Origin of the sequence: Pseudoalteromonas luteoviolacea DSM 6061 (assembly GCF_001625655.1) — a bacterium.
In the GTDB taxonomy this organism is placed as follows: domain Bacteria; phylum Pseudomonadota; class Gammaproteobacteria; order Enterobacterales; family Alteromonadaceae; genus Pseudoalteromonas; species Pseudoalteromonas luteoviolacea.
Window position 1 is genome coordinate 175,744 of the sequence record NZ_AUYB01000100.1, and the last position, 16,394, is coordinate 192,137.

General features: G+C 41.1%; 17 protein-coding genes. 6 read left to right on the top strand and 11 right to left on the bottom strand.

The window, feature by feature from the left end; genetic code table 11:
- Positions 1–14: 14 nt before the first annotated feature.
- From N475_RS10855 to hisG, 11 genes are all read right to left on the bottom strand, one after another.
- A complete protein-coding gene (locus N475_RS10855; protein WP_063356271.1) occupies positions 15–566 on the bottom strand; it encodes a YkvA family protein in 552 nt (183 codons plus the stop codon).
- A gap of 389 nt (positions 567–955) precedes the next feature.
- Complete coding sequence (locus tag N475_RS10860) at positions 956–1,720, bottom strand: glycosyltransferase family 25 protein (protein WP_063356272.1); 765 nt, start codon at positions 1,718–1,720, stop codon at positions 956–958.
- A 1-nt stretch (position 1,721) separates the two neighbouring features.
- Positions 1,722–2,219 (bottom strand): hypothetical protein, encoded by a 498-nt coding sequence (locus tag N475_RS10865; protein ID WP_063356273.1) that lies wholly within the window; start codon positions 2,217–2,219, stop codon positions 1,722–1,724.
- A 58-nt stretch (positions 2,220–2,277) separates the two neighbouring features.
- Positions 2,278–2,889: a bifunctional phosphoribosyl-AMP cyclohydrolase/phosphoribosyl-ATP diphosphatase HisIE gene (hisIE, locus tag N475_RS10870; protein WP_063356274.1), complete on the bottom strand. Its 612-nt coding sequence runs from the start codon at positions 2,887–2,889 to the stop codon at positions 2,278–2,280.
- Positions 2,880–3,659, bottom strand: coding sequence for an imidazole glycerol phosphate synthase subunit HisF (gene hisF, locus N475_RS10875; RefSeq protein ID WP_063356275.1), 780 nt, complete (start codon positions 3,657–3,659; stop codon positions 2,880–2,882). Before hisF ends, hisIE begins: the two co-directional genes overlap by 10 nt.
- Positions 3,641–4,375: a 1-(5-phosphoribosyl)-5-[(5-phosphoribosylamino)methylideneamino]imidazole-4-carboxamide isomerase gene (gene hisA, locus N475_RS10880; protein WP_063356276.1), complete on the bottom strand. Its 735-nt coding sequence runs from the start codon at positions 4,373–4,375 to the stop codon at positions 3,641–3,643. The genes hisF and hisA overlap by 19 nt, the downstream gene beginning before the upstream one ends.
- A gap of 11 nt (positions 4,376–4,386) precedes the next feature.
- The gene (gene hisH, locus N475_RS10885) at positions 4,387–4,977 is read right to left on the bottom strand and encodes an imidazole glycerol phosphate synthase subunit HisH (protein WP_063356277.1); all 591 of its coding nucleotides are present in this window, start codon (positions 4,975–4,977) and stop codon (positions 4,387–4,389) included.
- Positions 4,974–6,035: a bifunctional histidinol-phosphatase/imidazoleglycerol-phosphate dehydratase HisB gene (gene hisB, locus N475_RS10890; protein ID WP_063365253.1), complete on the bottom strand. Its 1,062-nt coding sequence runs from the start codon at positions 6,033–6,035 to the stop codon at positions 4,974–4,976. The genes hisH and hisB overlap by 4 nt, the downstream gene beginning before the upstream one ends.
- Positions 6,036–6,049: 14 nt before the next feature.
- Positions 6,050–7,099: a histidinol-phosphate transaminase gene (hisC, locus tag N475_RS10895; RefSeq protein WP_063365254.1), complete on the bottom strand. Its 1,050-nt coding sequence runs from the start codon at positions 7,097–7,099 to the stop codon at positions 6,050–6,052.
- A complete protein-coding gene (hisD, locus tag N475_RS10900) occupies positions 7,099–8,394 on the bottom strand; it encodes a histidinol dehydrogenase (RefSeq protein WP_063356280.1) in 1,296 nt (431 codons plus the stop codon). The genes hisC and hisD overlap by 1 nt, the downstream gene beginning before the upstream one ends.
- Positions 8,395–8,397: 3 nt before the next feature.
- Positions 8,398–9,297 (bottom strand): ATP phosphoribosyltransferase, encoded by a 900-nt coding sequence (gene hisG / locus N475_RS10905; protein WP_063356281.1) that lies wholly within the window; start codon positions 9,295–9,297, stop codon positions 8,398–8,400.
- Between the two features lie 368 nt (positions 9,298–9,665).
- On the opposite strand from hisG, the gene N475_RS10910 reads away from it, so the two are divergent.
- The 6 genes from N475_RS10910 (at position 9,666) to N475_RS10935 (ending at position 16,394) form a co-directional block, all read left to right on the top strand.
- Positions 9,666–9,875 carry a hypothetical protein gene (locus N475_RS10910; RefSeq protein ID WP_155732568.1) on the top strand — a complete coding sequence of 70 codons (210 nt, stop codon included), beginning with the start codon at positions 9,666–9,668 and terminating at the stop codon, positions 9,873–9,875.
- 136 nt (positions 9,876–10,011) lie between these two features.
- On the top strand, positions 10,012–11,934 hold the full coding sequence (yoaA, locus tag N475_RS10915; protein ID WP_063356283.1) for a DNA repair helicase YoaA: 1,923 nt from the start codon (positions 10,012–10,014) through the stop codon (positions 11,932–11,934).
- On the top strand, positions 11,924–12,610 hold the full coding sequence (gene tsaB / locus N475_RS10920) for a tRNA (adenosine(37)-N6)-threonylcarbamoyltransferase complex dimerization subunit type 1 TsaB (protein ID WP_063365256.1): 687 nt from the start codon (positions 11,924–11,926) through the stop codon (positions 12,608–12,610). The genes yoaA and tsaB overlap by 11 nt, the downstream gene beginning before the upstream one ends.
- 40 nt (positions 12,611–12,650) lie before the next feature.
- Positions 12,651–12,938 (top strand): hypothetical protein, encoded by a 288-nt coding sequence (locus tag N475_RS10925; protein ID WP_063356285.1) that lies wholly within the window; start codon positions 12,651–12,653, stop codon positions 12,936–12,938.
- A gap of 86 nt (positions 12,939–13,024) precedes the next feature.
- The gene (locus N475_RS10930; RefSeq protein ID WP_227008508.1) at positions 13,025–15,079 is read left to right on the top strand and encodes an EAL domain-containing protein; all 2,055 of its coding nucleotides are present in this window, start codon (positions 13,025–13,027) and stop codon (positions 15,077–15,079) included.
- Positions 15,080–15,257: 178 nt separating this feature from the next.
- Positions 15,258–16,394 (top strand): trypsin-like serine peptidase, encoded by a 1,137-nt coding sequence (locus tag N475_RS10935; protein ID WP_063356286.1) that lies wholly within the window; start codon positions 15,258–15,260, stop codon positions 16,392–16,394.

A 16,394-nucleotide genomic window follows, 5' to 3' on the forward strand; every position in this document is an offset into this window, starting at 1 on the left:
CAATAAATATCTTATTACATAATGCGAGAGAAAAAGCGTGAACTCTTAGCGCCAGATCTGTTGCGACGCATTGACGAGCGGATTTGCGCTCTTGTACTTGCCAACCAGCTTTCCCTGTTTACTTTAGCATGTTCACCACGTCTTGCTTCTTCAGTTGCTCTGAAGCCACAAAACTCTCTATATGCTTTTAAGTCTAAAGAAAGATCTTGAAGTACAAGTTCGATCATAATCGCATCGTCAATGTAACCGAGCACTGGTACATTGTCCGGCACGATGTCTTCTGGTTCGCCAAAATAAGCTAAAGAAAGCATGATTTCTTTCTTTTCATCCTCAGGCATTTGCCACTCTTCATCTTGAACCGCATCAATAAGTGCGGATAGGGACATCATACGTGTACGCACGAATTCAGGAACGTTAGTTCCTTCCATTTGATCAACCAATTCGCGTGCCTTGTTGATGATCTCTTCATCACTCAAATGGCTACTGCGCTCAATTGCAGTCTGCATCATTGAACGAAAGTGTTCTAAATCGATATCGGTTAACTCAAAGTTTACTTGGATGGACATTATGTTCTCCCTTATGCACTTGTTTCTTTTTTTATATCCAGTAGGTTGAAAAAATAGTTGTGTGATATACCTACTTTAGTGACGCCACTATGCCATTAAAACTACACTAAATTAAGTATAAAGTTACAATAATTGAAAAAAAGTCAAAAATTGGTTGAATTACATTCAGGCGTATAAAAATTTTAGTATAAGTTTGTATATAAACAACTTAATGAGAAAATAATTGGTTATCAAATGCTTAAAAGTAATCAAAAAGCGAACTGATTAGTAAAACGTTAATGCTTTATTAAGCTACTTTTTGACTCTAGGGTGGCGTTTGGGTGACTTCGTGTGTGCGCTAGGGAATGAGTGCTTATTCATTGCGCCAATAATAAAAAAGCACTCAGTGATTAGAGCGCTTTTTTAAGGTCGTCAATGACTTTTTGGGTATACTTCTTATTTTGGATTTTTTCACACAACTGAAGTTTTTTCCTTTGCCAAAATCGCTTTTTGACTTTTGTTTTTCCGGTTGCAGCAGCAATGTCGCTGTCAAACTCTAAATCCTGCTCAATGTAATATGGCATCATCGAGTAAACAGGCACACTTGTTTCCCAAATGTGCTGAATATCTGTATCAACAGGCCTACCAAATTGATCCGTAGCTTTAAGCAAAGCTTTTGCACCTTCATAAGTAATTGCTTGTGCGCAACATCCGGTCATTGCTTTTTTATGGACTACTAAATCAAACTCATCGTTGAGAGCATGTTTGAATTCAATTGGTCGCTCGCGGTTTTCATATGCAGCGAGCTTTATTAATTGCCATTCAAACTTTAACGATGCAAGGGTTTCAAATACGTTGTGTAAATTACCCACGACTCTAAAGTCGTCTTCTAATACGATTGCGTAGTCAAGTTTCCGGTCAATAATAGTTTGCCAAGCTTTTCTATGGCTAAAATAGCAGCCGATTTCACCTTTACCGAGTTCTCTATAAAACCGCTGACGGTTTAGTTGGCTATTATAGTGTTTATTGATTTCATTATCAGGGAGTGACTTTCCGTAAACCCCAGAAATACGTTCAAAGGTAATATTTTGTTCTGCTAACCTGTTTGCACTTTTTTCTAGACGGTCAGCACTCTGATCTAAATTTATTAAAAAAATAGGAGGTTGTTTACTCATACTACTTAACGATTTCCAAACTAACTGCCCAAGGCTTACCTTTATCTAAAGTACTACCAAAATTAACTGCAACTTTGGTTTCAGAATGTTCGCTGGTAAAGGTTGAGCGACTAGTATCGTCACCGTAATGTTGCTTTTCTGTCCAGTCCGCGCTTAAGCAGGTTTTTAGTTGTTCGTTAACTTGCTCAAATCTGACCAAAGCTTCAGTCTTGCCGGCAAATGCTTTATTGCATTCATATGCGGTATTACCGCTGGTATATAAGTTTATTTGGCAGCTATTTTTTAATAAATGTGCCTTAGGTTGCCAGCTTTTCATCAACTTACCGTTGATTTCACTGCCTTTTAGAATTGCGAAACCGTCATCAGCACCAGTGATTAGCGCGTTAACTTTTTCACAGTCAGTCATATTTTCTACTTTTTTCTGTACATCACTTGGTAGTGAATTGCAGGCTGTTAGTGCAATTAAGCCAAGAGAGCAAACTAGATGGCGAAAAACCATGGCAGCTTCCTTATCGAATTTTTCCTAAGCATACCATGGTCATTTCCTATGAGGTAGGCTATTGGTGCCTTTTGGCCAATGTATCGACAACTTGCGATAAACTGATATCACTTCGTTGTAAAAGTACTAACAGGTGGTAAATCAAATCTGCAGACTCGTTAAGCAGCTCTTCTTTGTCTTGCTTCATTGCTGCAAGTGCCACTTCAACACCTTCTTCTCCCACTTTTTGGCAGCTTCGGCTGAGATCTTTCGCAAATAATGAGGCCGTATAGCTTTCATTTGGGTCCGCATTTTTACGCTCTGAAATAACCTTTTCAAGTGTGCCTAAAAAGGCTAACTCAGGCTGGGCATCAGCAAAGCAGCTTTGTGTGCCAAGGTGACATGTTGGACCTTCGGGGTTGGCAAGCAATAAAATGCTATCAAAGTCACAATCGGTATGTGCTTCAACTAACCTCAATACATTATTTGATGATTCACCTTTGGTCCAAAGCCTTGATTTTGAACGTGAGTAGAACGTAATCAAGCCCTTTTCAAAAGTCGTTTGCAAAGCATCTTTGTTCATAAACCCTTGCATTAAAATAACCCCTGTCGCGTAATCTTGCACAATTGCAGGGATCAGCTCAGCCTTTTCGAAGTCGACTGAGTCTAAGTTTGATGGATCTAGCTGCATAATCTTGTTGCTACCTTATTATTTGCTAAGTACTGTTTTAGTGTCGGTATCTGTATGACTTGCTTGTGGAATACGCTCGCAGCAAGTGCACCATCTACATTCGTTTGGTTAAACACTTCAGAAAAGTCTTCGATTTTTCCCGCACCACCTGAGGCGATGAGTGGAATATCACAAAGCGCTCGCATTTCCTTCAGCTGTTTTATGTCATAGCCCTTACGCACACCATCCTGATTCATACAATTCAATACTATTTCGCCAGCTCCTAATTCTTGAACTTTAGAAATCCACTCTTGAGTTTTATAGCGAGTCTGGCTGGCTGCATTTGGGTCACCAGTTAGCTGATAAACCAAAAACTCGCCACTTTGCTCGTCATAAAAACTATCAACACCAACTACGACACATTGTTTACCAAACTCGTCATGCAGCTCTTTTATTAATTCCGGGCGCGCAATAGCGGGGCTGTTGATTGATATTTTGTCAGCGCCTTGCTCTAGCACTTTTGCTGCGTCTGACACCGATTTGATGCCACCGGCCACACAAAAAGGAATATCTATATTACGAGCAATATCCCTAACCCAATTCAAATCAAGGAGTCGTTTCTCGACACTGGCACTGATCTCGTAAAATACGAGTTCATCAGCACCTTGCTCGCTGTAGAGTTTGGCTAGCTCGATAATGTCGCCAACTATTTCATGTTGTTTAAATTTTACGCCTTTTACAACCTGACCATTTTTAACATCTAAACAGGGAATTATTCGCTTCGATAACATGCAATGGCCTCCTCAACAGTGAATGCGTTATCCAATAAAGATTTGCCTAAGATAATTCCACTAACGCCAATTTTAACTAGACGTTTAATATCATCCAAGGAGCTAACACCGCCTGAAGCTTGTACTTTTGCAGCAGGGTTGTGCTGTACAATCTGTTCGTACAGCTCAAAAGATGGGCCTGTCATGGTGCCGTCTTTGCTGATATCTGTACATAAGAAGTCATACACACCAATGTTTAAATAAAAGTCAATCAGCTCAAACAAAGAAACCGTTGAGTCACTTAACCAGCCATGGGTTGCGACAGACCAGCCGTTAGCTGATTTATTGACATCCAATGCAATGACAAATCGCTCTGCACCAAATTCTTCAATCCACTGTGCTAATTGCTCTTTTTGGTCAACTGCTAATGAGCCTATTACAACTTGTCCTGCACCCGCTTTTAACCACTGTTTTATGTCTTCATAAGAGCGTATTCCGCCCCCCACTTGGTAAGGGGTGTCTAGTTTGTTTGTGGCATTTTGGATTTGCTGCCACTGCTTTTTACTTGGATCTCTGGCCCCCTCCAAATCAACAAGGTGCAGTTTTATTGCCCCCGAATCTTGATATTCGTGCAGTCGTGTTTGCAAGTCAAAAGGGTAAAACTGGGCCGTGTCATATTTACCTTGATAGAGGCGAACGATTTGGCTATCTAAAACATCTAAAGCGGGAATAATCATTTTTTATCCTTTTAAACTTGCCATTGCATAAAATTGTTCAAGAGTTTGGCACCAACTTTGGCGCTTTTTTCTGGGTGAAATTGCATTCCTGCATAGTTGTCCTGTGCCACTATGGCTGAGAATGATTGCCCATATTCACATTGGGCCAAAGTGGCCTCATTAACCGTATGTGCAAAACTGTGTACAAAGTACACTTGATCGTTAGCGTCTATACCTTTGGTCAAAGGATGTTGCCCGACGGTTTGGATAGTATTCCAACCCATATGAGGGCTTGTAAGTGCTCCAGTTTGCAATTGTTTAATTTGCCCATTGATCATGCCTAGTCCGTCAATATTCCCTTCCTCGCTGTAATCGCACAGTAACTGCATACCGAGGCAAATCCCCATTAATGGCTTATCATACCGGGAAATTGCTTCTTTCCAGCCTTGCTCGACCAAACGCTTCATAGCAACATTAGCGTGACCTACACCTGGTAATATTGCACGGTCGAACTTGTTTAACTGAGATGGGGTTGAAATAATCTCAGGTGTGACTCCCAAGCGTTCAAATGCGAATCTCACCGAATTAATATTTGCACATCCGGTATTAATTATGGCTATCATAAACACCCCTTTGAGCTTGCCGTTTGTTGAGTTGCATCTTTTGCAATAGCCATTCTCAATGCGCGAGAAAATGCCTTAAACAGCCCCTCTACTTGGTGATGACAGTTGCCTTGAGACACGCTTAAAATCAGGCTAATCTGAGCGTTGTCGGCAAGAGACTTAAAAAAGTGTTCAACCATTTGTACGTCTAAATCACCAACCATACTTCTGCTAAAGTCTGCATTTAACACAAAAGATGCGCGGCCAGACAAATCAAGCTGACATTCCGCTTTACATTCATCCATTGGTAGGGCGAAGCCATAGCGTGCAATTTGTGATTTAGTGCCAAGCGCTTGCTTGATAACTTGCCCAAGAGCAATGCCTACATCCTCAACTAGATGGTGTTCATCTATGTGTAAATCACCACAGGCCTTAATCTCTAGCCCGATGTTTGCGTGAGTCCTTATTTGATCAAGCATGTGATCAAAAAAACCAAGACCTGTGCTTATTTCACCATTCGCGCTTTGATCTAAGTTTGCCGCCACGGAAATCTGTGTTTCTTTCGTGTTTCTGACGACTTGTGCTTCTCGGTTTTGGGTTGTTAGCTTGGTGACAATCTGTGGCCAATTGTTTTCATACAAAATACCTTCGATACATAGGTTTTTTGCAAGCTCAATGTCAGTTTGACGATCGCCAATCACGTATGAGCGTGACAAGTCGACTTTTCCTGAACGCATAATATTTGTTAGTAAGCCTGTTTTTGGCTTGCGACAGTCACACTGGTCTTCATCAAAGTGCGGACAAATAAGCACTTCGTCAAACTTTATACCCTGAGACGCGAATATACCCATCATCATATTATGTGGCGCAGCAAAGTCTTCTTCAGGAAAACTTGCGGTGCCCAATCCGTCTTGGTTTGAAACCATAACTAGTTTGTAGCCTGCATTTTGTAGTGCAAGCATGGCAGGAATTACATCAGGAAGTAGGGCTAGCTTTTCTAAACTATCTACTTGCTTATCTGTGACTGGCTCCTCAATCAAGGTGCCATCTCGGTCTATAAAAAGATACGGCGTACTCATTTTTACTTCCTTACTTACTCTGGTTGCTCAAGCCAGAGTCTGACTTGCTCTAATTCTTGTTCATTACCGATGGAGATACGTAGCCAATTCTCATCACCATATAAAGAGAATGGGCGCATGATGGTCCCTTGTTGCATGGCCGCATCAATGTCGTTTTTATCTTTTAGCTGTAAAGTGACAAAGTTTCCTTCGCCGCTTAAAACTTGAGTGACTTTTGGAGACCCATTTAGCAGAGTTTTGAGTCTTTCTTTATTGCCATTTAAAATTGACACTTGGCGGCGCATTTGAGTTACGGAGTCTGAACTTAAAGCTTGCTCCGCAATCAATGCTACTGCTGTAGATACAGGGTAGGGCGCAATCACTTTTCTTACAGGTGCTAAGAGGCTGGAGTTGGCCAGCAAAAAGCCTGTACGTAAACCAGCCAATGCAAACGCTTTTGAAAGCGTTCTCAATACTGCGATATTATTAAAGTCTTGTAGTAGTGACACTGCACTGTGCTCTGGACAAAACTCAATATATGCTTCATCCACTACAACGATTGCTTTTCCTTCAAGCGATTTGGCTAACGCTGCAATTTTGTTTATTGGTGTTAGACTGCCTGTTGGGTTATTTGGGTTACATACAAATACGAGCTTAGCTTTTCCCACCGCCTCATTTATTTCGCTTACTTCTGCATCGAGCAATAACTTTTGACTTAGTTCATTAATGGCGATATTTTGCGTATCGGCAGACACTTTATACATGCCATAAGTCGGTGTAAAAATTGCGATGCTATCTACGCCAGATTCACAATATGTGCGCATTAAAAGCTCAATTCCTTCATCCGCACCACGGGTCATTAATACTTGCTCAGCGTTTAGCTGGGCGTAACTACAATATGCATTAATCACGTTTTCTGGTTGTGGCTCTGGGTATCTATTGAGATTGTTAAGGCTCAACTGGAACTCCTTTGCATACGGACTTTCATTTGCATTGAGCCAAGTTGTGCCAGTCAACTTTTCACTTTTCGCCGAGCTATACGCTTTTAGCTCTGCAATATTGTTTGGTAACAATGATTCTGACATTAGCTTCTTCCACTATTTAATCTAATCGCAACGGCATTGGCATGGGCATCTAAACCTTCAGCTTGTGCCAGAGGTAAAATCGCTTTGCTGAGTTCAGTTAAACCTTGTTTTGAAATTGTTTGCACTGTGTAAGTTCTAAAAAAGTCCATTAGGTTTAGGCTAGAATAAGTTTTGCTATAGCCATATGTAGGCAAAACATGATTAGTACCTGAAGCGTAATCTCCCGCAGACTCCGGAGTGTAATCACCAACAAATACAGAGCCAGCATTTTTGACTTTGTCGAGTTTTGAGTAGGCATCTTTACACTGTAAAATAAGGTGCTCTGGGCCGTACTCAGAAGATAACTCAAAAGCTTGGTCAACAGACTCAACCAGAATCAATGCGCTATTTTCCATTGCTTTTTGGGCGATATCTGCACGGCTTAGCAATGCAATTTGGCGCTCAATCTCTGCACTTACCTCTTTAATAAAGGTACGATCGTCGCTGAGTAATAATACTTGTGAGTCTGCACCGTGCTCAGCCTGCGACAACAGATCAGCTGCCGCAAATGCTGGGTTAGCGGTTTTGTCCGCAATGACTAACACCTCAGAAGGCCCAGCAGGCATGTCAATAGCAAAGCCCGGAACGGATTGAGATAAAAGCTGTTTTGCCATAGTTACATAAGCGTTGCCAGGGCCAAAAACTTTGCTGACTTTTGGTACCGATGGCGTGCCCACTGCCATTGCTGCAATAATACCCGCGCCACCGCTTTCAATGACCGTTGTAATGCCACATTTTTTAGCTGCATATAAAATCGCAGGGTGGATTGTTTCACTGCCTTTTACTGGAGTAGCAAGCACTACCGTAGTCGCACCACTTAACTGTGCGCACACGCCTTGCATTAATACAGAGGAGGGCAGCGGTGCACTACCGCCAGGTACATAAATACCGACCGCGTCGATCGCTTGATAGCGCAATTCGCACGACACGCCTGGCTGAGTCTCAAGCTGCTTAGGTTTGGGCAGTTGTAACTCATGGAACTTTCTTATGTTGCTATACGCTTGATCTATGGCTGCTTTCAATTCGTTACTTAGATTTAGCTCACTTTGTTCGATTTCAATAGTCGGCACACAAAGTCGAGGAGAGATTCTGCCATCGAACTGAGCTGCAAGCTCTAATAATGCTTCATCGCCACGAGCTTTAACCATACTAATAATACTTTCTACGGCGGCTTGTACCTCTGCTCCAGCACTAACCGCAGGGCGGGTTAGTGCTTTTTGTTGTGCTTGGCTGTCTAACTCATTCCAAACCAGCATGGTTTACTCCATCATTTTCTCGATTGGCATAACAAGGATGGAGTTTGCGCCAAGGCTTTTTAGTTCTTCCATCGTTTCCCAAAATAGTGTTTCACTGCTGACCATGTGTAGAGCGACGTAGTCATCGCTACCGGCAAGTGCAAGTAAAGTTGGTTGTCCTGTACCAGGTAGTAGCTCGCAAACTTCATCCAGCTTAGCTTTTGGTGCGTGTAACATGATGTACTTACTCTCTTTAGCCTGTTTTACGCCTTTAAGTCGAGGAAGTAGTTTATTGATTAGTGACAATTTAGCGTCGTCATTTAAGTTTGCGTTTTGGATAAGGCATGCATTGGACTCTAAAATAGTCTCCCCTTGCATTAAGCCGTTTGCTTCAAGGGTTGCGCCAGTTGATACTAGATCACAAATCGCATCTGCTAGGCCTGCTCGAGGGGCGACTTCAACCGAGCCTGTTAACATTACGACACTGGCGTCGATATTTTCAGCAGCAAGATATTGCTTGAGAATTTCAGGGTAAGTGGTTGCGATACGTTTGCCTTTGAACCAATCTTTAGATTGTTGTCCTAGCTCCTGAGGCCAAGCTAAAGCAAGCCTACAGTAACCAAAATCTAGTTTTGAGAGTTTTTCAACAGCATTGGGTTGGCCAACACGCTCGCGCTCCGCTTGCGTCTCAACTAAAACATTTTCACCAACAATGCCCAAGTCACATACTCCATCCATAACTAATCCCGGAATATCGTCATCTCTAACGCGAAGTACGTCGATTGGCATATTGGTAGAGTGTGCGATTAAGCGTTGTTCACGGAGGTTTAATTTGATGCCCAACTGCTTCAAAAGAGACTGGCAGTCTTTTGATAAACGTCCTGATTTTTGAATTGCGATACGTAAGCGCGTAGAAGTATTCATAATTTATTTTCCTAATATTAAAAACTAAAAACCCCGAGGGAACCTCAGGGCGAAAATAAATTTGAACTTGTTACTTGGTTCGCCGGAGGTTCCTTTTAGGAATAACCCACCAGCGAAATACCTGACAGGCTATCCCGATGTATGATGGTGATGATGTACAGCTGTCAGATTTAAAAACATGTGTTTACCTACGAATGTAAAATTTTATGTAATTCGATTAACTTTTTATAGATAATCATGAAAGAGATATCTAGCGCAAGTACTTTTTCGTTTATATTAAAGAATAAATTATATCAGTCGATAATAAGTATGTAGGTCAAGCACTTCTGTAGTTGGAGGTAATCGGAATGGATGTATTTAAACCATATATGGCTCCTATAGTTAGGCTAAAAGTTGTCCATAACGGACCGTTTAAAATTGTTGGGGTACTAGACAACAAAACGGAAAAAATTAAAGGGAAGTCTCTTGCCAATCAAATTGATAGTGAATTGAAAGACAAGAGGGATTTACGAGCTAATGACGATAGCGAACGCAGTAAAGATGAGGACGAGCAAGAACATTTAGATACATGGGCCTAAATTGAGCGTGATTTACAGCGCCTGATGGTAATAGTTTTGTTGTGCGAGCATTTTAGGCGAGCGCGCTGTGTTGCTTGCTCATTTGCTGTTTTAAAATTAAAATTGCCTGAATTATCAAGTCGAGCTAGTGTTTTCCTTGTCAATAGAACAGTACTTTTCATCAACTGGGCCCCTTTCACAATACTTTAAGGGTTACCAGCCAAGACAACCGCAAATCGAAATGGCTGTCGCAATAGACGGCATCGTCAAAAACGGTGGCCAATGCGTCGTTGAAGCTGGCACCGGCACCGGTAAAACTTTCGCCTATTTAGTACCAGCTTTGATCAACAACAATAAAGTCGTGATTTCAACGGGTTCTAAAGCACTTCAAGAGCAGCTTTACCATCGTGACTTACCTAGCTTAGTCAAAGCGCTTAAAAAAGGTAGAAAGACAGCTTTATTGAAAGGGCGAGCAAATTACTTGTGCACATATCGTCTTAATCAACATGTAGCACATGTGCCAACTGACGATCCGGATGTAATGCATCAGCTTGCTATGGTTGCAAAGTTTGCGACTGAAACACAAAGTGGTGATTTAGCTGACTGTGTTGGCATAGAAGAAGATGCAAAGGTGTTACCGTACGTGAGCTCTACCGCTGACAATTGCTTAGGTAAAGAATGCCCCGATTTTGCCGAGTGTTACATCAGAAAAGCGCGTTTAAAAGCAATGGAAGCCGACTTAGTTGTGATCAACCATCACTTGTTTTTTGCTGACATGGCGGTCAAAGACTCTGGCTTTGCAGAATTGATGCCTACAGCGGATACTTATGTTTTTGACGAAGCACACCAAGTTAATGAAATCGCAAGTGACTACTTTGGTGAAACAATCAGCACGAAGCAATTACAAGATTTGGTAAATGACATTCGAGTGATTTACCTCAGTGACATTCCGGATATGCTTCAGTTAGGTAAAACGTTGAATAAGCTGACGACAAGCATTGCTGATCTGAGGTTGGTGTTTGGTGGCGATGGTGCACGCGGAGATTGGCGCGAGGCTTTACAGGACAAAGTAATATGTGAAGCGCTTCACAGAGTGATCAGCAATTTAGAGTTTTTGTATAAAGTGCTAAAGCTCTGTCTGGACAGAAGTGAAAAAATAGAGCACCCATTTGAGCGAGTACTGGCATTTAAAGGTCAACTAGAAAGGGCATTTGACGTTACACAGACGGGTTATAGCTACTGGTTTGAAACCACAAGACGTTTTGTAACAATACATATCACACCGCTTGATGTCTCAAGACGATTTCAGGAGCTTGTGACTAAGACTGAGGCGGGTTTTGTGTTTACGTCTGCGACACTGTCGGTGGATAATAGTTTATCTCATTTTAATTCGAGTTTAGGACTTAAACCAGACTTTCATAAAATCGTTGATAGCCCATTTGACTACAAAAAGCAGGCTTTGCTGTGTTTACCGAGATATTTACCTGAGACAAAAGATGAGCTGATGCCCCATTCTTTGGTAAAAATTGCAAAATCTGTCATTAACGCAGCTCAGGGACGAACATTTTTACTTTTTACCAGCTATCGAGTAATGCACCTAGTTTATGAAGGGATCAGCACTGCTACTGAATATCCTGTTTTTATGCAAGGCCAGTCCTCGAAACGCATCATCCTTGAACAATTTGTGAGACACGGTAACGCAGTTTTGCTTGGAACTGCCTCATTTTGGGAAGGTGTCGATGTAAGAGGTGATGCGTTAAGCTGTGTTGTAATAGATAAGTTACCGTTTGCTTCTCCAGATGACCCTCTATTACAAGCTAAAATGAAAGATGCAGAAATAAGCGGGAAAGAGCCGTTTGAAGACATCCAACTTCCACAAGCCGTAATCGCACTAAAGCAAGGTGTAGGAAGATTAATTCGCGATAGAAGTGATAAAGGCGTATTGATCATTTGCGATAATCGTCTAGTTACGAGAAAATACGGCGAAACGTTTATTAAGAGCCTACCTGATATGACTCGTACACGAGATTTAGAAATGGCCTTAAACTTTTTAGAGAATATCGATAAACATGAAACATAATTTGCTAGCCATTGATGCTTCAACTGAAGCTTTGAGCCTTGCGCTTCACTTTAAGGGTCACACCTTTACTCATTTTGAAGAGTGCCCACAACAACACAGTCAAAAGATCCTACCGCTTGTGGAGTCTTTGTTAGAGCAGGCAAACTGCAGTTTAAATGAATTAGATGGTATCGTTTATGGTCGCGGCCCAGGCAGTTTTACAGGAGTTAGAATAGGAGTTGCTGTTGCTCAAGGGCTTGCATACTCAGCTAATTTAAAACTGTGTGGAATTTCAACGCTACAGGCAATGGCTCAGCAGGCCATCTGCTCTAGCGAAAGTAGTGAGGTAATCAGTGCTATTGACGCCAGAATGGGCGAAGTGTACTTGGGCTACTTTGGTAAAGACAGCAATGGCAATGCAATCGAGAAAAGAGATGAAATTGTCGTTAAGCCGGAGATGATTAACGAAGATTTTGAAGGTCTTATGGCCGTAGGAACCGGTTGGCAAAGTTATGCGGATACTGCGCACAGACTAGGTGTGAAGGTTATTGATAATATTACCTTACCAAGTGCTGAATATATGTTAGCGTTGGGCGATGTAGCTTTCGAAAAGGGGGACATAGTTGAAGCGCAAGATGCACAGCCGCATTATGTGCGAGATACTGTAACTTGGAAAAAGTTGCCAGGGCGAGAATAAAGCTCTATCCTTAAAACAGGCACAAGTTCGGGCGTGACTAATGAGAATTAATCAATTAGTTCAGAATCAACATACATATCAGCTGGATTCAAAGCGTATTAAGAATCCGACTGAGTCGCGCCCTAATGAATCCAAACCTGTCAGCGAAATAAAATTCAGCCCGCAAGGTATCCAGTTAGCAGAGCAGTTGCAGCAAAGCAAACGTGACGTAATATACGACCAGCCCGATTTCAATTCAAACAAAGCCCTCCAAGCATACTCGTCAGTGCAAAACCAGAATAGACGGTCTGAAGTTCAGTCTCTAATAGGTGTTGACGTATACGCATAATGTGCGTGAATAATTTTCAGTAAAAAAATCGAATCAGCGATTGTATTCTAAATTTATTGGAGTAATGTAAAAAGAAAAACTAAGTTGTGACAAAAGCGTTGCTGAGTAAATTTAATCAATATGCCTTTAAAATATCTTCTAATACCGTAATACTTTCACTGCGGGAAGGGTATATTGCTTTAATTCCTTTTTTTATTGTTGCTTCAGTTATCACCCTTATAAATCAATGGTTAAATATTTCCATGAAAGGGGTGGAGCACCAGTTTCTGGAAGACTTTAATACTCTGGTTTGGGGGATATTTCCAGTTTTAACCTTGATGTCTTTTAGTTATTACCTTTCGAAAAATCTAAAAGTTCATACCATCGCTAGTCCAATACTTGTTTTTACTTGCTTCACAGCAACGACTGGATATATCACAATTTCAGGTAATGAATTAGCAATTAATCATCGAATGGGGGCATTGTATTCACTATTAATGCCAGTCGTCTGTTGCTACTTTCTGTCTTACCTTGAGAGGTTAAAAGTTTTCCGTTTAGTTGGAGTGAGCTCAATCAGCTTATTCTTGAGGAAGCATCTTAATCTAATTTTACCATATCTTATTGTAACCAGTATTGTATTGCTTCTATTCCCTTATATCGATTTAGTCGCTGAGGCATCCGTGGAGGCCTTGCGCTCTCTAAATCCTCATTGGAATGTGTTTGAAAAACTTTCAATGCAGCTCTTGATTGCTCACCTATTATGGTTCATAGGAGTACATGGCGATAACACTTATCATATATTGGTTTCAAGCGAGCTGACTAGCTATTACGTTTTGCCGGACCTCATAAGTTATAATTTTTTTACTGGCTTTGTGATATTGGGCGGTACTGGTTGTATATGGGGTTTAATAGTTGCCGCTCTATTTTTGAAAAATGGCCAGCATGAAAAAAGAATAGCTATTATTTCATCGCCGTTAGCATTATTTAATATTAGTGAAGTAATGATTTATGCTTTACCTATTGTGTTTAATCCGTATATTTTATTACCGTTTTTATTGTGTCCTCTAATAAATGCAAGTATTGCATACTTTGCTTTTTATTCTGGTTTTGTATCTATTCAGTATGTGGAAGAAATACCCTGGTTTACGCCAATTTTTATAAATGGCTGGTTATTAACTGAAAGTGTTAAAGGGGTATTGCTACAACTTTTTCTTGTACTGTTAAATGCACTGATTTACTTCCCATTTTTAAAAGCCAATCGAGATAATAATTTATCTGGCAAAGCGTTAGATGTCTTGATGAAACGATACACCGCAGGCAGAATGATCGAAGAGGGAGCTGAGAGCTCTTATAGCGCAAGTCAGAGAAAAGAGCAGATCAATGCACATAGCCTGAAGGAGGTAACTGAGGCGCTCAATCAAGGTGCGTTGACATTGTTTTATCAACCAAAAATAAACCCTTACAATAAAGAAGTTGTTGGGTTTGAAGCCTTGCTCAGATTAACAAACAAAGACGGTAGCATAGATGGGCCGTGGTTTTTAGAAACGCTAGAACAGCATAATCTATTACATATTATCGACAACTATGTGATTGACCAACTTGAGATAGACTTGGAACAGTTCGCTAAGTTGGGGCTTCATCCTCAAATCAGCTTTAATATTTCTCCTAAAAACCTTTTAACAAGTGGCTACCGGAGAATTATCAAGGCGTTTGCTAAGTTTCCCGGTCAAGTTGAAGTAGAATTATTAGAATCAAGTTATATTGAAGACTTTAACAAAACGGTTTCTGTGGTCGACTCGTTAAAGAAAAATAAAATTGATTGTGCAATGGATGACTTTGGAACCGGGTATTCCTGCCTCTCGGTTTTGTCTAAATTGAATATATCTACCATAAAGTTGGATAGGAGCTTATTGCCAGAGCAGTTAAATAGCAAATCCATTTCGCTTTACACTAATTTATCGGAAATGATCTCCAAATTAGGCTTTAAGTTGGTGGCTGAAGGGGTTGAAACTGCTGATGAAGAAAAGCTGGTAAAACAGTCGCATATAGATTGTGTGCAAGGCTTTCTATATTTTAAAGCCATGCCAGTAGAAGAAGCAATCTACATATACATGACTAAGGGTAAGGATAAAACGCTCAAAGAAGAAAGTGCTCAGACGTAACCTAGCTGCAGTGCAGTTTTTAGCCTGTTAAAGTAATTAGCTTACTAGGTACACTCTCAAGTTTTAGCTATTACGTTTGAATTTGTAAATAATTAAAAGTATTTCTAAGTGAAATAATTATTTAAGAAATAAATATCAAAATTATGCTCCTCTAAAACAACACTTAAAGGAGTATTAAATGTTTATTCGCTCTACTATGTTGCTCGCTGGTTTGTCATTCACAACATTTGCAGCACAAGAAAATATACCTCTCCCCCCTAATTATTCAGGACCTGAAAGTATCTGTGGCACTACAGATGATTCGCAAGATGTAGAAAGGTACAACGGCATGCTAGGGCCATCTATTGCCTTTGTTGACAGTCATGAAGGACCTGTAGGACAAGTTCAATGGAACACAAACTTGAGGCAGGTTTTTAATAACCCAGGGAATGTGAATGGAGTTCGATGGTGCACAGGTACACTAATAGCTGATAACTTATTCTTAACCGCGGGTCACTGTTTTGATGTGCATGATAATGATGGTCGAAATTGGGATTTCCCTCTTGTTAATGGAACAAATCAAGAAATTACGCCTCAGCAAGCTGCGACAAACATGCATATCAACATGAACTTTCAACGAGATGCCAACGGAAACCTTCGCGCAGGTACAAGCTTTGCCATTCAGCAAATGATCGAGTATCGCCACAATGGCATAGATTACGCGATTTTGCAGTTGGCGGGTAACCCCGGAAGGCAGTTTGGTGTCCAAGCTGTGTCGGCAGAAATCCCTCAGCGTGGAGAACTGCTCACGATGATTCAACATCCGGCTGGAAATCCAAAAGTTATAGAGGCTGGCAATTATGATGGTGTTGAGGCGACTGGCCCACTTCGAGGTTATATGAGGTACACAGACTTAGATACACGAGGTGGGAGTTCGGGCTCAGGCGTACTGAATCAAGACGGCGAATTAATCGGGGTTCATACAAATGCGGGGTGCACGCAAAATGGGGGGGCGAATCGCGGCGTATTGATTAATGATATTTTGCCTCATTCAAATGCACTGAACAGCTTACAAACTCCGACTGCTAGAGATGACTTTTTCAACAGTTGGGTGTATGAATGTCGTATGAGAAATACATTTACAATTCGTCCGCTAAATAATGACGCAGGTGCAGAACTACAAATCTTGTCAGCGAGGGCCGTTAGTTCAGGGACATATTCAACCGTCGATAAATTGGAAATTGTAGGTCAGACAATTAAAGTGACGGGTAAACTTTGCGATTTCCGTATTAATTACACAATTGGCAATCGTTGGGGCCTGAACTGCTTTAATTAA